The organism is Flavobacterium sp. DG2-3 (assembly GCF_030730925.1).
Classification (GTDB): Bacteria; Bacteroidota; Bacteroidia; order Flavobacteriales; family Flavobacteriaceae; genus Flavobacterium.
The window spans coordinates 115,757-132,652 of sequence record NZ_JAVAMB010000001.1; the positions used below are offsets into that span (position 1 = coordinate 115,757).

Below are 16,896 nucleotides of genomic sequence, written 5' to 3' on the forward strand. Positions count from 1 at the left end.
CCGCAAATTTCACAAATTCCGCTAATTCAATTTGTGAAAATTTGTGAAATTTGCGGTTAAAAAGATCCTTTCGAATCCTTCTAATCTTTGGCTAAAAAAATACACATCCAGATTAAACGTTTTTAGATTTTCTCAATCTAAAATCTAAAATCTACAATCTACAATTAAAAAATGCGCTGGACCTTAAAACCAAAACCTTCTGAAGAAAAGATCAAACATTTGGCTCAGGCCTTAAATGTAGAAGATTTTGTAGCCACACTTTTGATTCAGCGAGGAATTGAAACTTTTGATGATGCGAAGAATTTCTTTCGTCCGTCTTTAGAGCATCTTCATGATCCGTATCTGATGAAAGATATGGACAAAGCGGTTGAAAGAATTGAACAAGCCATTCAAAATGAAGAAAACATTCTCGTTTTTGGAGATTATGATGTTGACGGAACAACAGCCGTTTCTTTGGTTTCTTCGTATTTAAAATCTCATTATCCAAATGTTGCCACTTATATTCCCGATCGTTATGCCGAAGGTTATGGCATTTCATACAAAGGAATTGATTATGCAGACGACAACGGAATTTCTTTAATTATTGCGCTCGACTGCGGAATAAAATCAATTGATCATATCGCCTACGCGAAAGCCAGAAACATTGATTTTATCGTTTGCGATCACCACCGTCCAGGAGACATTCTTCCTGATGCGGTTGCCGTTTTAGATCCAAAGAGAGAAGATTGCTCTTATCCTTACGACGAATTGTGCGGTTGTGGCGTTGGATTTAAGTTGATTCAAGCTTTAGGTCAGAATCGAAATGAAACGATTGAAGATTTAGTTCCGTATCTGGATTTAGTTGCTACTGCAATTGCTGCCGATATTGTTCCGATTACGGGAGAAAATCGTGTTTTAGCTTATTTCGGATTGAAAGTCATTAACAGCGAACCGCGACCAGGAATCAAAGCTTTGACGCATCAGGTAAAAAAGAAAACTTTAGATATTACTGATGTTGTTTTTATTATTTCGCCAAGAATTAATGCTGCAGGAAGAATCAAACACGGGAATCACGCTGTAGAACTTCTTACTGAATTCAATTTTGAGCAAGCACAGCAATTTGCTTCAGAAATTGAACAATACAATGCAGATCGAAAAGATTTAGATAAAAAAATTACCAAAGAAGCTTTTCAGCAGATTATAGAGAACAACGAAGAAGAACGTTTTTCAACCGTAGTTTTTCAAGAAGACTGGCATAAAGGCGTGATCGGAATTGTAGCTTCAAGACTGATCGAGACCTATTATCGTCCGACTTTGGTTTTTACTAAAAGTGGTGACAAATATGCCGCTTCTGCCCGATCTGTAAAAGGTTTTGATGTTTATAATGCACTCGATGCGTGCGCTGAACATTTGGAACAATTTGGAGGTCACATGTATGCTGCCGGAATGACTTTGAAAGCAGAAAATTATGAAGCCTTTAAAAATGCTTTTGAAAAATGCGTCTCAGAAACTATTCAGCCCGAAATGCTTACGCCAGAAATTGAGATTGATGCTGAAATTAATTTCTCAGACATTACTCCAAAATTAATTCGAATCTTAAAACAATTCGAACCTTTTGGTCCTCAAAACATGACACCAGTTTTTATGACCAAAGAAGTAAAAGATACAGGTTACGCCAAAACTTTGGGAGCAGAAGAAGAACATTTGAGACTTTTTGCCAAACAATATAATTCCGACGGAATCGCAGCAATTGGTTTCGGATTGGGAAAAAAATTAGATATAACTAAAAATCAGAATACATTTCAGCTGGCATACTGCATTGCTGAAAACGAGTGGAACGGAACGGTTTCCACTCAGCTTATGCTAAAAGACATTAGAACAAATGGAAGAAATTAAATCAACTAAGCGCGATCCTTATCAGGCGCTTCGATATAGAGAATTCAACGTTTTTTTATTGCTGCGTTTTGCCATAGTTTTTGCCTGGTCAATGCAGTTTATTGTAATTGAGTGGGAAGTTTATAGTTTAACTAAAAATCCGCTTTCTTTAGGAATTATTGGTTTAATGGAAATTATTCCTGCGGTTTCAATGTCTTTATTTGCTGGACATATTGTAGACCAAAGAGAAAAGAAAAGCCTATTGGTAAAATGTATTCTAGGATTTTCAGTAATCAGTTTTGGGCTTTTCTTATTGACTTGGCCAAAAGTAGTTGGAGGCTGGTCTACGCATCTGATTTTGTATTCGATTTACGCTTTAGTATTTTTTGGCGGAATCGTTCGTTCATTTATGGGGCCAACTATTTTCTCTCTTTTATCACTAATCATTCCTAAAAAAGTATATCCAAATGCTGCAACTTGGAGCAGTTCGGTTTGGCAAATTGGAGCCGTTATGGGGCCAGCACTGGCTGGATTTTCAATAAACTGGATTGGCGTTCACTGGTCAATGTGTCTGGTTTTCGGATTCTCAATTCTTTCGTTAATTGCCTTATCTCAAATCAGCCAGAAACCAATTATAAATCCGAAAATGGGAGAATCTATGAAAGACAGTCTTATGGAAGGTATAACTTTCGTATTCAAAAATAAAATTGTTCTAGGAGCACTTTCTTTGGATATGATTGCTGTACTTTTTGGAGGCGCAGTTGCATTATTGCCCGTTTTCGCACAAGACATTTTAAAAGTGGGTTCTGAAGGTTTCGGAATTTTAAGGGCTGCTCCTGCTGTGGGCGCGTTCATTACGATGCTGGTTTCGGCTTACGTTCCTTTGTATGAAAATGCAGGAAAAAAACTTTTAATCGCCATTTTTGTTTTCGGTTTATCGATTATCCTGTTTGGACTTTCTACTTACTTCTGGCTTTCTGTTTTCGCCTTATTTTTAAGCGGATTGGCAGACGGAATTTCCGTAGTTATCCGTCAGACTATTTTGCAGCTTAAAACTCCAGATCACATGCGCGGACGCGTTGGTGCAGTAAACTCAATTTTTGTTGGATCTTCAAACGAATTAGGTGCTTTTGAAAGTGGCGCAACAGCTAAATTGATGGGCGCTGTAACCTCAGTTGTTTTTGGAGGAAGTGTAACGCTTTTGACTGTTATTTTCACTGCATTAAAATCACCAACTTTTAGAAATTTAGATTTGAAAAGAGATATGGATGAACATCAAAAGTTGGAATAACATTTTTTAACCATATAAGTCATGTAAGTTAATTTCATTAAACTTTGAAATCAATAAATGAGATTATTCCCAATCGTTTTATTTTTGACATTTTCCTTTTTAGCTAAAGGACAGAATCTCTACATCAAAACCTACGGAAACTCAAAAGACAAAACTATAATTTTCATCCACGGCGGACCAAGCGGTAATGCGACTTTATTTGAAGGAACTACAGCACAAAATCTAGCTGATTTAGGTTTTTATGTAATTGCTTATGATCGTAGAGGCGAAGGAAGATCTGCAGACCCAAATGCAAAATTTACTTTTGAAGAATCTTTTCAGGATTTAAATTCGATTTATAAAAAATATCATTTAAAGAAAGTGATTCTTCTTAGCCACAGTTTTGGCGGTATAGTTGCGACGCTTTATACTAATAAGTATCCGCAAAATGTGAGCGCTTTGGTTTTGGCTGGCGCTTTGTTTTCTCAACAGGAAACTTACGATCATATTTTAAATACGCTGAAGAAAAAATTCAGTACCGATTCTGAACAGCTTAAGAAAATTAATATTGTAGAAAATCTAAATAAAAATTCTGCCGAATATAGAAAAGGATGTTACGAACTTGCGGGAGAAAATGGCTTTTTTAAAATGCCAAACCCAACTGCAGAATCTAAAAAATTATTCGCTGATTATGAAGCTGGAGAATTTTATAAAACCAATATTCGAAATAAAAATGCTCCGTTAGTTTTTTATCAAAATGAAAAACAAAACAACATCGACACTAGACTTCTTTTAAAGAAAATCAAATCTGCTGGCGTTCCTATTTATGGAATTTACGGAAAAGATGATGGCGTTTTTTCATTGGCACAAATTAATTCGCTCAAAGCGATAACTGGAGAAAATCATTTTGCTTTACTTGATAATTGCTCGCATTATTTATTTGTTGACCAGCAAGCAGCATTTCTATCAAACATCAATAAATGGCTGAAATAGATTTTTAAACCATATAATTCATAAGTTCATTTTAAAAGTAAAACTCAAAAAACGAAAAGCTAAACAACTTACAGTCAATAATTAATAATATTTTTTAGCTTTTTTTTATGCTTTTTTTAGTCCAGATTAATGCAAACTGTATGTACCTTTGTGGCCTAAAAAAATTGCCATGAAAGACATCGAGCAAATATATCGTAACGACTTTGGAATTTCATTTTATTGGAAAGAAGGCAACGAAATTATATCAGATAAAATTCAATTGCTTTTTAAACAAATGGGATTCTATTTTTCAATTGAAGAATTAAATGAATTTCATGATTTAATTGAAGACTGCGTAACCGATCATAATGATACACGTGGCGTAAAACGTGCCTTCGATAAATTTTTATTGAAAACACCTTACGTTGCATTAGATTTAGAAATATCACCGATTGAATTAGATTGTATAAAAGATTTAGTTGATGGTTCTTTATTTCGACTTCATCTTAATGAATATATCCACGGTGCAGGAATGAATTAAAATTTTATTAGGTTTTTTTTGAACCATATAAGTCATATAAGTTCATTTAAAAACTAAATTTAAAAAAATTAAAGGCTCCATATTTTGGAGTTTTTTTATGTCTTTTTTTTAATAGTAGCATCAAAAAAAAACTTTAATATAAACTTATATGACTTATATGGTTCAAAAAACATTTTCAAATTTTTATGAATTTTTTATTTAGAATTAATATAAATAATATTTATATTTGTTGAATTAAAAGGATTTACGATGAGAGAAATTGAACAGATATATCATAATAACTTTGGAATAGCATTTTACTGGAAAGATCATAACACTACGATTTCAGATAAAGTGCAATTGGTTTTTAAAGAAACTGGTTTTTATTTTACCGTTCAGGAATTGAATCTTTTCTGCGATTTGATTGAAGACAGTATGATTGAAAACACTTGTTGTGAAGCCTGCGAAATGAAATATTCTTGCCATAAGTTTTTATTGAAAACACCATGCAATTCGATAGATTTAGCTGTAAATATGACCGAATTAAAATCGATTAAAGATTTGGTTGAAGGTTCTTTGTTCAAAATTGAACTAGATGAATATGTTTACGGAGTCGGCATGAATTAAGAAGCATTCTAAATATTTTAACAGCATTTTTTCATTATTGAAATATATTTTGATTCAATTCAAAAAAAAGTATATTTACAGCAATGAAAAAAGCTGTATTTCTACTAACCTTTACCCTTCTGACCATTCTCTTTGTCGGATGCAATAACAAATCAGAGGAATATATTGATCCGCGCGGAACTGATTATGCGGGTTCTGAAAGCTGCGTACAATGCCATAAAGTACAATCTGAAATGGCATTTAAAAGTTCGCATTTTAAAGCAACAGCTCCAGCTATTTTAGGAAATGTTTCTGGTGATTTTGATTCTAAAAATCATACTTTCATTTATGATAAAAACACCAAACTGGTCATGGAAAAACGTGGCGACAGTTTGTATCAGGTTTTATATAAAAACGGTAAAGAAACAGCCAAATATAAGTTTGAAATCGTTTTTGGAACCAAACACGCACAGACTTCTGTTTACTGGAAAGACAATAATACTTATGAATTGCCAGTTTCTTTTTATCATTCGATAAACAATTGGGCAACAAGTCCGGGCTTCCCTGCCGATAAACCGTATTTTGACCGAATGGTGGTAAAAGACTGTTATTCTTGCCACAGTTCTAATATTAGTTCGAGAACTGTTAACCAAAGTTCTGCAGACAGAAATTTTATGTCTATGGATGTCGAAGATGTAATCAATAAAAAAACGATTGTTTACGGAATTGACTGCGAACGCTGCCACGGTCCAGCCAAAAAACATGTTGAATTTCATTTAAAAAATCCAAGTGTAAAAGTTGCCAACAGCATTACCAGTTTAAAAACCTTAAGCAGACAGCAAAAATTAGATGCCTGTGCATTATGTCATGCAGGAAATGACGGAATGAAATTAAAATCTCGTTTTGATTTTAAGCCTGGAGATAATTTATCGGAATACTTTCGTGAAACTAAAAGCATCACCGATACAGCAAAATTTGATGTTCACGGTAATCAGTACCGTTTAATGGCGCAAAGCAAATGTTTCAACAGCCAAAAAATGGATTGCATTACCTGTCATAATCCTCATGAAAATGCTTCTAAAAATATGGTTTCCTACTCTAAAATCTGCATGAGTTGCCATCAGGGTTTAAAGCATAACGAAACTACTTTAAAAAAGATGCCTGAAAAATTATTGGCTAACAATTGTGTTGAATGCCACATGCCGAAACAAGCATCTGGAGCAATTAAATTTCAGCTTTCAAATAGCAAACAGCTTTCGGAATATATTCTGCGAACGCACAAAATCGGAATTTATCCGAATGCAAAAAAGTGATTATTTTTCAAATTTCTTTAATTCAAATTTTTCGCCGTCAAAAACACCGTAGGTAAAATAACCAATCCAATCGCCAAGATTTACATAATTAGAATCTTCGCCAACAGGAATAATCATTGGTAAATGGCGGTGTCCGAAGATGAAGTAATTGTAATGTTTGGTTTCCAATTTTCGTTTGGCATATAAAACCAGCCATTCGTTTTCTTCACCCAAAAACTTTACATCTTCATCGCCAGAAATCAGTTTGTTTTTAACCGATAAATATTGTGCTAAACTAACGCCAACATCTGGATGAAGCCAGCGGAAAAGCCATTTTGAAAACGGATTCGTAAATACCTTTTTCATTCGTTTATACCCTTTATCGCCAGGCCCTTTTCCGTCGCCGTGACCAATTAAAAAGGTCTTTCCGTTAAAAGTAAATTCCTTATTATCGTGATAAACCGGAATATTTAACTCGGTTTCGAAATAATCATTCATCCAAAGATCATGATTTCCAACAAAAAAATATATCGGAATTCCGCTGTCGCGAATTTCAGCCAGCTTGCCCAAAATTCGAACAAAACCTTTAGGGACAACCGTTTTATATTCGAACCAAAAGTCAAATAAATCTCCCAAAAGAAAAATAGCTTCTGCATCTTCTTTAACCTCATCCAACCAGGCAACAAATTTCTTTTCGCGCGGTAAACTCAATTCGGGAGTCGGCGCACCAAAATGCTGATCTGAAGCGAAATATATTTTTTTCATCGAAGAATTTTAGATTTTAGACTTTAGATTTTAGATTCCTTAAAGATTGGAATTTGGAATTTAAAAATTGGAATTTTTAGATATTATCACTTGCATACCATTCTGCAAAAGAAGATTCTGTTTCTTGAAGTTTTAGAGAGAAAAGAGAAATTCCTTCTGGCAATCTTGCTCCAATTCTTTCAGCAAAATCTACCACCATATTTTCGCTAGTTGGCTGATAATCTACTAAAATAACATGATGTCCACGGTTTTTCAATTCATTTGCCAATTCGATATGCGGTGTCGTCTGATTGAAAACAGTCGCATGATCAAACTGATCGACGATTTCTTCTTTTACAATTTTCTTTAGATCAGAAAAATCAATTACCATTCCGTACTTTACATTCGATCGGTCTGTAATTGGCGAACCAATAACGGTTACCGATAATTTGTAACTGTGTCCGTGAACGTTCTTGCATTTTCCGTCGTAACCGTACAAAGCGTGGCCAGTTTCGAAGCTAAATTGTTTTGTAATTCTGATATTACTCATCGATTTTTAATTTTAAGCTTGCAAATTTACAAATTAATAACCGTTTTTGTCTCTTTTTTTAGCTCTGTTATACATCCAAAAGGCAATTCCGACCAAAACTAGGAACGGAATAAAAGTTCCAATCACCACGCCGATTTCATAACTGCTGTCTGGAGCGTTCTTTATTTTTTCGGCAACATCTACTTTTTGGAATAAAGAAATGAGTTTCATTTGAAATATTTTTATTTAATTATGATGTGAATCAATCTTTGTCAAAGTTTAAAACTTTGACAAAGATCCATAACCGAATAGAGTTATAATATGATAATTATTAGCAAACAAGACTAAAATTTTAAACAGATAGAAACATAGATTTTTCTCTCTAAATAGAAGATAAAAAAATGACTTACCATTAACACATAGTCATGTGTATTAATTTTGAGTGAAACGACTTTTTTACGTTTCAACAAACTATGTTTCTATGTGTTTAATTTTTTCATTTTTTAAACTGAAGTAACGCCGATTTCGTAAAATCAGATAAAACCAATTTACCTGTAATTGCTGCGCGCTCAAAAAGAAGCGATTCCCAAATTTCTGTTCCTTCCCAAATAATCTTTTTCATTTCGTGCAAAGCTTCAGGATTGTACGAACTTAATTTTAACGCAAAACTTTCGACTTCTGCATCAAGATTTTCAGCTTCACATAGAACAGAAAACAATCCTTTTTCGAATGCCCAATCTGCCGATTTCCATTCGTGAGCCGCCAAGGTCATCGCGGTCATTGCGGTTTTCCCGATTTTTCTAGAAACAGCTGGCTCAATCACAAACGGTCCGATTCCGATCGCTAATTCTGATAATTTAATATCGCTTTGATGCGTTGCAAAAACGTAATCGCAAGCCGAAATTATTCCGACACCGCCGCCAACTGCTTTTCCCTGCACGCGGCCGATTATGATTTTATTGCAATTTCGCATTGCATTTAGCAAATGGGCAAAACCAGAAAAGAATTCAATTCCTTGTTCTTCATTTTCAACCTTCAAAAGTTCGTCAAAAGAAGCTCCAGAGCAAAAAGTTTTATTTCCTTCGCTTTTTAAAATAATTACCGAAACATTTTCATTTCTACTCAAAGAATTTATTTCGGCAGTAAGACGATCCAGCAATTCGCGCGGAAAAGAATTACTTGCAGGATGCCCAAATTGTACAATTGCAATAGTATTTTGAAAAGAAGTTTCTAAACTTCCGTTTGTATTTTCTAAACTCATAAAAATAGGATTTAACGTAAAGTTACGCTTTTGAAAAATAATTCTGACTAAGCGATTTGAAATTTGTTTTTTGAAAATTAATTGACTTTATTTGTTAACGCTTTGGGGGATTAGCTCATTTGGCTAGAGTATCCCGATGAAAAATCGGGAAGGTGATGGTTCGAATACGATAATCTCAAAAACACGGGGGATTAGCTCATTTGGCTAGAGTACTTGCCTGGCAGGCAAGGGGTGACCGGTTCGAATCCGGTATTCTCCACTAAAAACGAAAAACCCTTGTAAATGTATTTTTACAAGGGTTTTATTTTTTATATCTTCAACCTTAGACCCGACAGGTTTTAAAAACCTGTCGGGTCTATCGCATTAAACATTAAACTAATATTATTTCTCATTTGCCGCATCATCGGCCTCAACATCATCTTTCTTTGCTTTTTTAAAATCGTTATTCAGCAAATTCTCCAGTTTCTTTTTTTCTCGCAAATTTTTTCTGATGGTCAATACAACCAAAATGACAATCAAAATTGCTACAATGCCTATTATATTCCAATTAATGTCCATACAGTTAAGTTTTGATTAAAAATAAACTTTTTGATAATAGTACACATTATCAAAAGGTTAAAAGTCTTCTTAAGCTAATTCCTAAAATGGAAATCAGCTTTATTAGTTTCAAAATCAGCACTTTATTATAAAATATTTCCTTACATTTAATAATTATATTTTTACTTAATGCTATTTACTGTCAGAAACTTAAAGACATTTAAAAACTATAACTTAAAAATCATTATGAAAACAAATCAAATCATACTGCTGATTTCGTTTCTTTTTTTAGTCTCTTGTAATAAAAAGTACGAAGTTAAAAACGATGACGTCGCTCCTCCTGAAAATGCTCCTGCGGATACACTTGCGATTAAAGAAAAATCTTCAAAAAAAGAAAGCATTAATTTATTTACGCTCACTCCAAAAAAAGGAAGTGATATTGCCTTTCTTTCACTTTCTGACCTTTACCCAGCTGCAACTAATGATACGCTTTCTTTACCGCAGATAGAAAAAATGGATAAAAAAACTGCCTTATATTTTACTTTCGACAAAAATTATAGAACGCGATTCTTATCCAAAATAGAAATTTCTGAAACCGATTCTTTGTTCGTTTACGATTATGCGAAAGACAAACTGGCTTCTTTTTTAATTAAAAACTTAAAAACCTCCGCAATGTTGAATGGTGACGCTTCGACTAAAAACTGGCCTTACCAATCTACGGATTATAGAATTGGCTTTGAAGTCAATACTAAAAACTTAAAAGACTTTAGCCAAGATTATAAAAACGCTTTAGTGTATGTTGGCAAAGAAAATCCGTTTGTGGAGAAACAAATGATGCCTATTGTCTGGAAAAAAATCACTGCAAAAGAGTATCCAGACGAAAAATTAAAGAAAGAATACAAAAAAGTAATAACTAACGCACTTACAGGAAGTTCTTATTTTTTTGAAACCAAAACCTATCAGTATTTTTTACAAGAATATACGAACAGCAATAAAATAATTTATGCCAGACGTCTTATTGTCACCGATGTCAAAACTCCGCAAAACGAAACCAACGAAATTATCATAGATAAGCTTTTTTACCAAAAAGAAGGCATTTCTCTTTCTCCTTTAAATTATTCTGAAGGCAAGAATGTAAATCAATGGACGGGTAAACTTTTTAAAAACAAACCAGCCGTTGTTTTTGGTTTTGAAAATGCTTCTTTTGGTTGTCCAGTAATTTCAATTATCGACAAATCAAATGAAGAAATTTATCTGCAGTGCGACAATCGTCGAAAATAAGTTTTATTAGAAAATAAGTAGCAGGAAGTTTCGTTTTCAAAAGACGATCCGTTCCGATATTCATTGCATCTTTTATGATTCTCGTTTTTTTTGAGACCATAAAAGGATGTCGTTTCTATTGGGGCTATTATAAATCTCTATAAAACACTGTACAATAAAACATCAAATTATGTCTGAATTAAGCTCCTTATATTGTAAAGTCAAAATTTCAAAATCTAACTTAGAAAAATTTTTAAGCAATCCCGTTGAAACACCAGAACTAAATAGAAACTGGATCGAATGGTGGGACAGCCTTAAAATGTATTCAAAAATGGATTTGACTTCAGAATTACTTCGTCCTTATAATGACGAAAACAATCAGGAAGTCATTAATAGCTGGCTCAAATACGATCAAGCAATGGCTTTTTCAGATTACGACGAAGCGACCGAAGAATGGCATTGGGGCATGCTATTTTTTAGTGAAAACTTCGTGGAAATGCTACCGATGTTTTCCTTTATAATCAGTATGGAAAAATATATAACTGAAAGCGCAGAAAATAGGGCAATTGTATTTCCTTTCTTTTGGGGAGATCAAGATGTTAGTGCTTATATCTATTTTGAAAATGGCAAAGCGACACTAAGTTCAACCGTACAAAATACCTCAGATGTAAATTCGAAAATAATGCAACAAACAACCGATTATCTTAATAAAAAATGGGATCAGTATTCCAAAGAAATGAATTTAGATTAATCTTAAAAAATTCATTTATAAAAGAAATCCTAAAAAATAAACTAATTATTTAGAGCAGTATTTTACCTCAACAAAAACCCCATTCGAATAGAGCCATAGAAATATCCAGAATTAGTATCAATTCCTGGATCCTTCAATTCTCTTCCTCGATAAAGGAAAGAATACGAAATATTGAAGTTGTTGTATCGGTATTTTAAACCTGCTTCGGCATTGAAACGAAGCGGTTCTAAATCGAAAGTAATCGGACTTGTATCATTAAACATGCTTCCTTCTATAGTGGCATCATAAAACTGATAATTGACGCTTGGCGCCGCATAGAAGTAAAACTCTCGAATATTCGGTTGCGCTTCTGCACTTATCGACGCATCGTGTATATTAGAATCGTAAATCGGAATTAGTTTTTTAAATCCGAATCGCGCCATAAATCCTGTTGAGACTCCAGAAAAAATCGTTCCCAAATTTGCTTCCGACTGCCAATGAAAATCTACAAAATCATTATGTTTTGAAGGAAACATTTTTTTAGAATAAATAGCATGAGCCTGTACTCCTAAAGCATTATGAATCTGATTTTCCCAGCCGTATACTTTTTTGTAACCAATGATCTTATGAAATCCTTCTTGCAATTCCTCGCCAAACGCATTCGGACCAAGAAAACCAATTTGGAAATCGGTCTTTAAAACCGATTCGCTTTGGTAAAAAAAGTTTTTCCCAACTTCGGCAAAAATATAACCGGCAAAAGGACGATCGTTTACAGTAACCGCTTCCTTATTTAAAAACCTCGGATTATAAAGATATTGCCCAATTCTAAATTCGGTGATTTCTTTATTTATTTTCGGGTTATCGTTTTTAGATAAAAATCGAAAAAAAAGCTCCAAACCATTGGTGTAATACATATCGTATTTAGACGAAGTGTACAAATCATTATCTGTTATAAAACCTATTTCTTTAGTTTTTCCTTGTCCAAAAGTTAACGTTACAGTCAAAATCAGAAAAGCAAAAAGTGCTTTTTTACTTCTTTTCCTCTTTTCCATTGTAATTGATTTTTCCAACGTAACGCATCTCACGCACGATTCTCTCTTTTCTTCTATTAATATAACTTGATGAACCTGTCGCTTTAAATTTTCTTGGGTTTGGCAATATTGCAGCGATTCCTGCCGCCTGCATTGGCGTTAAACTCGACGCATCTCTTCTGTACCAATGTTCTGTCGCGGCATAAGCACCGTAAACTCCATCGCCCATTTCGATGCTGTTTAGATAAACTTCCATGATGCGTTCTTTGCCCCAGATAATTTCAATTAAAATGGTAAAATAAGCTTCAAGGCCTTTACGGAAATAACTTTTTCCTTGCCATAGAAAAACATTTTTGGCCGTTTGCTGTGAAATGGTGCTTCCGCCTCGAATTCTGCGTCCGCGTTCGTTGCTTTTATATGCTTTTTGAAGTGCTTTGAAATCGAAACCATTGTGAGTTAAAAAAGTTCCATCTTCACTGGCAATAACCGCTTTTTGCAAATTCATTGAGATTTTTTCAATCGGTTCCCAATCGTGATCAAAATAAACTTCTTTTCCAGCCATTTTATTTTCGATGGCACGAATGAGCATTAAAGGCGTAAATGGCACCGGAACATATTTGAAAAAAATCACCGATCCGATGGATATTCCAAAAAACCATAAAGCCGCTTTAATAAAAAACCATTTTACTTTTTCGCCAAAACTGCGATTCGTTTTTTTCTTTGCCGCCGGTTTGGGCTTATTTGTAGTTGTTGTTTTTTTGGGTGCTGGTTTCTTGGGTGCTGCCATGCTATTCTATTAAATCTGCTAATTCTGTTCCTATTAAACTTCCTATCGCCACTCCCATTCCGCCTAAACGCACTCCGCAGAATACGTTTTCAGAAAGCTGGGTTACAACAGGATTCTTACTATTTCCGACTCCCATAATGCCACTCCATCGATGCGCAATCTGGAAATCCTGATTTGGTAAAATTACATTTTTCAGTAATTCTTCCAATTTATTTTGAATAATTTTCGTCTGTCCAAATTCGGTTGTCGTTTCACCTTCAAAATCAAGGTTTCGGCCTCCGCCTAATAAAATTCGGTTATTAATATTTCTAAAATAATAATAACCGCGATCTAAATGAAACGTTCCTTTGATGTCTAAATTGTGAATTGGCTCTGTAATAAGCACTTGCGCTCTTGCTGGTTTAACAGCGCCATTTGTCAATTCGCCTGCAAAACCATTGGTCGCAAAAAGCAGTTTTTTGGTTTTAAAGCTAAAATCGTTTACCACAATTTCGACATGATTTCCTGCATCAGCATACGATTTTACGGTCTGCTGATTTAAAATAAAAATATCTGTTGCAATTGCTTGTTTCAGCAATTCCTGCATCATATTTCCGGTATCGATCTGTCCTTCAAACGGATTAAAAATTAAATACTCGTGGATATTACCGAAACCAAATCGGTCTACTTCTTTCGAAAAAACATCAGCTTTAAAAAGCGGTTTTAAAACTTCATTGACAAACGGAATTTTAGAAACGCATTCGTTGAATCCTGATTCGTCTGCTGCCAAAAATAATTCATATCCGCCGTGAGGTTTAAAATCAATCGCCTGATCTCCTAGTTTTTTTCGAAGCAATTGCAAACCTTTCCAGCGTTTTTCGATTAAAGCCACAACGTCATCTTCTGAATGTGTTTTCAAATCATCCATAATTTCAGACAGACTTCCAAAGCAGGCAAAACCCGCATTTTTAGTACTGGCGCCTTGAGGTAACATGCCGCGTTCTAAAACCAGAATTTTAGCCGCAGGAAATCTTTCGCGTAAGCGTAATGCAGTATGCAGTCCGACAATTCCGCTTCCGACAATTGTGTAATCTATGTTTGAAAACCAGTTTTTTAGTTCCCAGTAGCTTAGTTCCATGATTTTTTATTCTAAAAAATAAATTCCAATATTTTAAATTCCAAATTTCAATCTTGGGTTAAATTACAATTTTTTTAAATTCTAAACTTTAGATAAACTCCAAATTGCAAAACTTTACTTTTGAGCCTCTCTCTCATTTGTCTTGCTGAGCGGAGTCGAAGCATGCGTTCCAATTGGTGCGCCCTTCGACTCCGCTCAGGGTGACAAGAGAGAAAAAATCAAATTTTAAATTCCAAATTCCAAAACTTTACTTTTGAGCCTGTCCCCCATTTGTCTTGCTGAGCGGAGTCGAAGCATGCGTTCCAATTGGTGCGCCCTTCGACTCCGCTCAGGGTGACAGTTGGAATTTGGAATTTAGAAAATTGGAATTTTAGTATCTAAACTTTAACAATATTTGGGATTAAGGATTTAACTAAATGGGATTAAAATGTTGTATTTTAGGCACCACAAAAAATAGAATTTTTATTATGAAAAAAGTAGTAGTAACAACTTTAATAATGATGAGTTTAAACGCTATCGGACAAAATGTAATGTCGCCAGAATTGTTATGGAAATTAGGACGAGTAACTCCACTTGGACTTTCAAAAGATGAAAAAAATATTGTTTATAAGGTTTCAACGCCTTCTGTAGCCGATAACAAATCGACTTCTAAACTTTATATTATTCCTGTAAACGGAGGTAATGCCACTGAAATTAAGGACACCAAAGATGTTTTAAAAGACAAAAATATTTCGCCAGACGGAAAATTTGTTGTTTATAATGATGAAGTAAAAATCGAGAGCGTTTTAGGTAAAGATTTTTACCCAGAACTTACTAAATCGGACGCTCAAATTTACAACGGATTAGATTATCGCCACTGGGATACTTGGAACGAAGGAAAATTTAATCACGTTTTTTATAAAGAAAACAAAGACGGCGCAAAAGGAGTTGATATTTTGAAAGGTGAAACTTTCGATTCTCCGCAAAAACCTTTTGGCGGTGACGAAGATTATATCTGGTCGCCAGACAGCAAAAGCATTTTTTACGTTTGCAAGAAAAAAGCGGGAACTGCTTATGCGATTTCGACAAATACAGATATTTATGAGTACAATTTAGAGACTCAAAAAACGACCAATAAAACGGAAGGTAATTTAGGTTACGACACAGCACCGCAATTTTCTCCAACAGGAAATCTTTCTTGGCTGCAAATGAAACGCGATGGTTATGAGTCTGATAAAAACGATATTATTGTTGAGTTTAAAGGAATCAAACAAAACTTAACTGCAAATTGGGACGGAACTGTAGATAATTTTATCTGGAGCAAAGACGGAAAAACAGTATTTTTTGTTGCACCTGTTGATGGAACAAAACAGCTTTTCTCTGTTAATTTTCCTGGTTTAACGAGAATTGCGATCAACGTGCGCCAGTTAACAAACGGCGATTTTGACGTAAATGATTTAGTTGGTTTTGCTGGAGACGATATTATCGTGACAAGAACAGACATGAATCATGCAGCTGAGATTTATTCTTTTAACTTGAAGAAAAATACTTGGAAACAAATCTCAAACGTAAATACAGATACGTATAAAACTTTAGCGTTAAGCAAAACAGAAAAACGTTACGTTACAACAACCGACGGCAAAAAAATGCTGGTTTGGGTAATTTTACCTCCAAATTTTGATGCTTCAAAAAAATACCCAACTTTATTATTCTGTCAAGGAGGACCGCAAAGTCCGTTGACACAATCGTATTCTTTCCGTTGGAATTTTTCTTTAATGGCTGCTAAAGGTTATGTGGTTGTAGCGCCAAACCGTCGCGGAATGCCAGGTCATGGAGTTGAATGGAACGAGCAGATTAGTAAAGATTGGGGCGGACAAGTTATGGATGATTATCTTTCTGCAATTGATGATGTTGCTAAAGAATCGTATGTTGACAAAAGCCGTTTAGGTTGTGTTGGTGCAAGTTACGGTGGATATTCTGTATTTTATTTAGCTGGAATTCACAAAAACCGTTTCAAAACTTTTATCGCTCACGATGGTGTTTTCAATACCGTTTCGATGTTAGGAACAACAGAAGAAGTTTTCTTTAACAACTGGGATTTTGGCGGACCATATTGGGAAAAAGATAATGCTGTTGCACAAAAAGCATATACTACTTTTAATCCGGCAGCTTTAGTTCAGAATTGGAATAAGCCGATTTTGATTTTCCAAGGAGGAAAAGATTTCCGTGTGCCAATCGGACAAGGGCAAGAAGCTTTTCAAGCGGCTCAGTTAAGAGGAATCAAAAGTAGATTTGTTTATTTCCCAGACGAAAATCACTGGGTTTTAAAACCTCAAAATGCACAGGTTTGGCAGGGCGAATTCTTCAAATGGTTAGATGAAACTTTATAATCCATAAAAACAATATT

General features: G+C 34.5%; 17 protein-coding genes and 1 tRNA gene. 10 read left to right on the plus strand and 8 right to left on the minus strand.

From position 1 onward, the window contains the following. Positions 1–171: 171 nt before the first annotated feature. From recJ to Q9Q97_RS00535, 6 genes are all read left to right on the plus strand, one after another. Entirely contained in the window at positions 172–1,875 is a 1,704-nt protein-coding gene (gene recJ / locus Q9Q97_RS00510; protein ID WP_306153347.1) for a single-stranded-DNA-specific exonuclease RecJ, read from the plus strand. Continuing rightward, positions 1,862–3,145: an MFS transporter gene (locus Q9Q97_RS00515; RefSeq protein ID WP_306153349.1), complete on the plus strand. Its 1,284-nt coding sequence runs from the start codon at positions 1,862–1,864 to the stop codon at positions 3,143–3,145. Before recJ ends, Q9Q97_RS00515 begins: the two co-directional genes overlap by 14 nt. A gap of 57 nt (positions 3,146–3,202) precedes the next feature. Further along, complete coding sequence (locus tag Q9Q97_RS00520) at positions 3,203–4,117, plus strand: alpha/beta fold hydrolase (RefSeq protein ID WP_306153351.1); 915 nt, start codon at positions 3,203–3,205, stop codon at positions 4,115–4,117. Between the two features lie 169 nt (positions 4,118–4,286). Then, positions 4,287–4,637 carry a hypothetical protein gene (locus tag Q9Q97_RS00525; RefSeq protein WP_306153352.1) on the plus strand — a complete coding sequence of 117 codons (351 nt, stop codon included), beginning with the start codon at positions 4,287–4,289 and terminating at the stop codon, positions 4,635–4,637. Between the two features lie 249 nt (positions 4,638–4,886). Further along, complete coding sequence (locus tag Q9Q97_RS00530; protein ID WP_306153354.1) at positions 4,887–5,243, plus strand: hypothetical protein; 357 nt, start codon at positions 4,887–4,889, stop codon at positions 5,241–5,243. An 83-nt stretch (positions 5,244–5,326) separates the two neighbouring features. Then, positions 5,327–6,535 (plus strand): cytochrome c3 family protein, encoded by a 1,209-nt coding sequence (locus Q9Q97_RS00535; RefSeq protein WP_306153356.1) that lies wholly within the window; start codon positions 5,327–5,329, stop codon positions 6,533–6,535. On the opposite strand, the gene Q9Q97_RS00540 is transcribed toward Q9Q97_RS00535, so the two are convergent. The 4 genes from Q9Q97_RS00540 to Q9Q97_RS00555 all read right to left on the minus strand — a co-directional run bounded on the left by Q9Q97_RS00540 (position 6,536) and on the right by Q9Q97_RS00555 (position 9,048). Further along, the gene (locus tag Q9Q97_RS00540; protein ID WP_264553208.1) at positions 6,536–7,279 is read right to left on the minus strand and encodes a UDP-2,3-diacylglucosamine diphosphatase; all 744 of its coding nucleotides are present in this window, start codon (positions 7,277–7,279) and stop codon (positions 6,536–6,538) included. A gap of 76 nt (positions 7,280–7,355) precedes the next feature. Further along, the gene (locus tag Q9Q97_RS00545) at positions 7,356–7,808 is read right to left on the minus strand and encodes a 6-carboxytetrahydropterin synthase (RefSeq protein ID WP_306153358.1); all 453 of its coding nucleotides are present in this window, start codon (positions 7,806–7,808) and stop codon (positions 7,356–7,358) included. 33 nt (positions 7,809–7,841) lie between these two features. Next, a complete protein-coding gene (locus tag Q9Q97_RS00550; protein WP_306153360.1) occupies positions 7,842–8,018 on the minus strand; it encodes a hypothetical protein in 177 nt (58 codons plus the stop codon). A 265-nt stretch (positions 8,019–8,283) separates the two neighbouring features. Then, on the minus strand, positions 8,284–9,048 hold the full coding sequence (locus Q9Q97_RS00555; RefSeq protein ID WP_306153362.1) for an enoyl-CoA hydratase/isomerase family protein: 765 nt from the start codon (positions 9,046–9,048) through the stop codon (positions 8,284–8,286). Positions 9,049–9,233: 185 nt separating this feature from the next. Between Q9Q97_RS00555 and Q9Q97_RS00560 the strand changes: the two genes are divergently transcribed. After that, positions 9,234–9,307, plus strand: a tRNA-Ala gene (locus Q9Q97_RS00560). A gap of 122 nt (positions 9,308–9,429) precedes the next feature. On the opposite strand, the gene Q9Q97_RS00565 is transcribed toward Q9Q97_RS00560, so the two are convergent. Further along, positions 9,430–9,606: a FeoB-associated Cys-rich membrane protein gene (locus Q9Q97_RS00565; protein ID WP_306153364.1), complete on the minus strand. Its 177-nt coding sequence runs from the start codon at positions 9,604–9,606 to the stop codon at positions 9,430–9,432. A gap of 225 nt (positions 9,607–9,831) precedes the next feature. On the opposite strand from Q9Q97_RS00565, the gene Q9Q97_RS00570 reads away from it, so the two are divergent. Both Q9Q97_RS00570 and Q9Q97_RS00575 read left to right on the plus strand, forming a co-directional pair. Continuing rightward, positions 9,832–10,866 (plus strand): oxidoreductase, encoded by a 1,035-nt coding sequence (locus Q9Q97_RS00570; RefSeq protein ID WP_306153366.1) that lies wholly within the window; start codon positions 9,832–9,834, stop codon positions 10,864–10,866. 169 nt (positions 10,867–11,035) lie between these two features. Continuing rightward, entirely contained in the window at positions 11,036–11,596 is a 561-nt protein-coding gene (locus Q9Q97_RS00575; RefSeq protein ID WP_306153368.1) for a hypothetical protein, read from the plus strand. 62 nt (positions 11,597–11,658) lie between these two features. On the opposite strand, the gene Q9Q97_RS00580 is transcribed toward Q9Q97_RS00575, so the two are convergent. From Q9Q97_RS00580 to Q9Q97_RS00590, 3 genes are read right to left on the minus strand one after another with little or no spacing between them, the layout of a single operon-like run. Beyond that, positions 11,659–12,627, minus strand: a complete 969-nt coding sequence (locus Q9Q97_RS00580) for a lipid A deacylase LpxR family protein (protein WP_306153371.1) — start codon at positions 12,625–12,627, stop codon at positions 11,659–11,661. Beyond that, on the minus strand, positions 12,605–13,393 hold the full coding sequence (gene mtgA, locus Q9Q97_RS00585) for a monofunctional biosynthetic peptidoglycan transglycosylase (RefSeq protein ID WP_306153373.1): 789 nt from the start codon (positions 13,391–13,393) through the stop codon (positions 12,605–12,607). Before mtgA ends, Q9Q97_RS00580 begins: the two co-directional genes overlap by 23 nt. Before the next feature lies 1 nt (position 13,394). Continuing rightward, entirely contained in the window at positions 13,395–14,510 is a 1,116-nt protein-coding gene (locus tag Q9Q97_RS00590) for an FAD-binding oxidoreductase (protein ID WP_306153375.1), read from the minus strand. A 467-nt stretch (positions 14,511–14,977) separates the two neighbouring features. Here Q9Q97_RS00590 and Q9Q97_RS00595 point away from each other — a divergent pair, with 467 nt between their 5' ends. Beyond that, on the plus strand, positions 14,978–16,879 hold the full coding sequence (locus Q9Q97_RS00595) for a S9 family peptidase (protein ID WP_306153376.1): 1,902 nt from the start codon (positions 14,978–14,980) through the stop codon (positions 16,877–16,879). Positions 16,880–16,896: the final 17 nt, after the last annotated feature.

Coding starts and splice junctions, on each gene's coding strand:
- Q9Q97_RS00580 (WP_306153371.1), bottom strand. CDS start 12,627: ATGGAAAAGAGGAAAAGAAGTAAAAAAGCACTTTTTGCTTTTCTGATT.
- mtgA (WP_306153373.1), bottom strand. CDS start 13,393: ATGGCAGCACCCAAGAAACCAGCACCCAAAAAAACAACAACTACAAAT.
- Q9Q97_RS00520 (WP_306153351.1), top strand. CDS start 3,203: ATGAGATTATTCCCAATCGTTTTATTTTTGACATTTTCCTTTTTAGCT.
- Q9Q97_RS00590 (WP_306153375.1), bottom strand. CDS start 14,510: ATGGAACTAAGCTACTGGGAACTAAAAAACTGGTTTTCAAACATAGAT.
- Q9Q97_RS00545 (WP_306153358.1), bottom strand. CDS start 7,808: ATGAGTAATATCAGAATTACAAAACAATTTAGCTTCGAAACTGGCCAC.
- Q9Q97_RS00530 (WP_306153354.1), top strand. CDS start 4,887: ATGAGAGAAATTGAACAGATATATCATAATAACTTTGGAATAGCATTT.
- recJ (WP_306153347.1), top strand. CDS start 172: ATGCGCTGGACCTTAAAACCAAAACCTTCTGAAGAAAAGATCAAACAT.
- Q9Q97_RS00565 (WP_306153364.1), bottom strand. CDS start 9,606: ATGGACATTAATTGGAATATAATAGGCATTGTAGCAATTTTGATTGTC.
- Q9Q97_RS00535 (WP_306153356.1), top strand. CDS start 5,327: ATGAAAAAAGCTGTATTTCTACTAACCTTTACCCTTCTGACCATTCTC.
- Q9Q97_RS00595 (WP_306153376.1), top strand. CDS start 14,978: ATGAAAAAAGTAGTAGTAACAACTTTAATAATGATGAGTTTAAACGCT.
- Q9Q97_RS00550 (WP_306153360.1), bottom strand. CDS start 8,018: ATGAAACTCATTTCTTTATTCCAAAAAGTAGATGTTGCCGAAAAAATA.
- Q9Q97_RS00575 (WP_306153368.1), top strand. CDS start 11,036: ATGTCTGAATTAAGCTCCTTATATTGTAAAGTCAAAATTTCAAAATCT.
- Q9Q97_RS00525 (WP_306153352.1), top strand. CDS start 4,287: ATGAAAGACATCGAGCAAATATATCGTAACGACTTTGGAATTTCATTT.
- Q9Q97_RS00570 (WP_306153366.1), top strand. CDS start 9,832: ATGAAAACAAATCAAATCATACTGCTGATTTCGTTTCTTTTTTTAGTC.
- Q9Q97_RS00515 (WP_306153349.1), top strand. CDS start 1,862: ATGGAAGAAATTAAATCAACTAAGCGCGATCCTTATCAGGCGCTTCGA.
- Q9Q97_RS00540 (WP_264553208.1), bottom strand. CDS start 7,279: ATGAAAAAAATATATTTCGCTTCAGATCAGCATTTTGGTGCGCCGACT.
- Q9Q97_RS00555 (WP_306153362.1), bottom strand. CDS start 9,048: ATGAGTTTAGAAAATACAAACGGAAGTTTAGAAACTTCTTTTCAAAAT.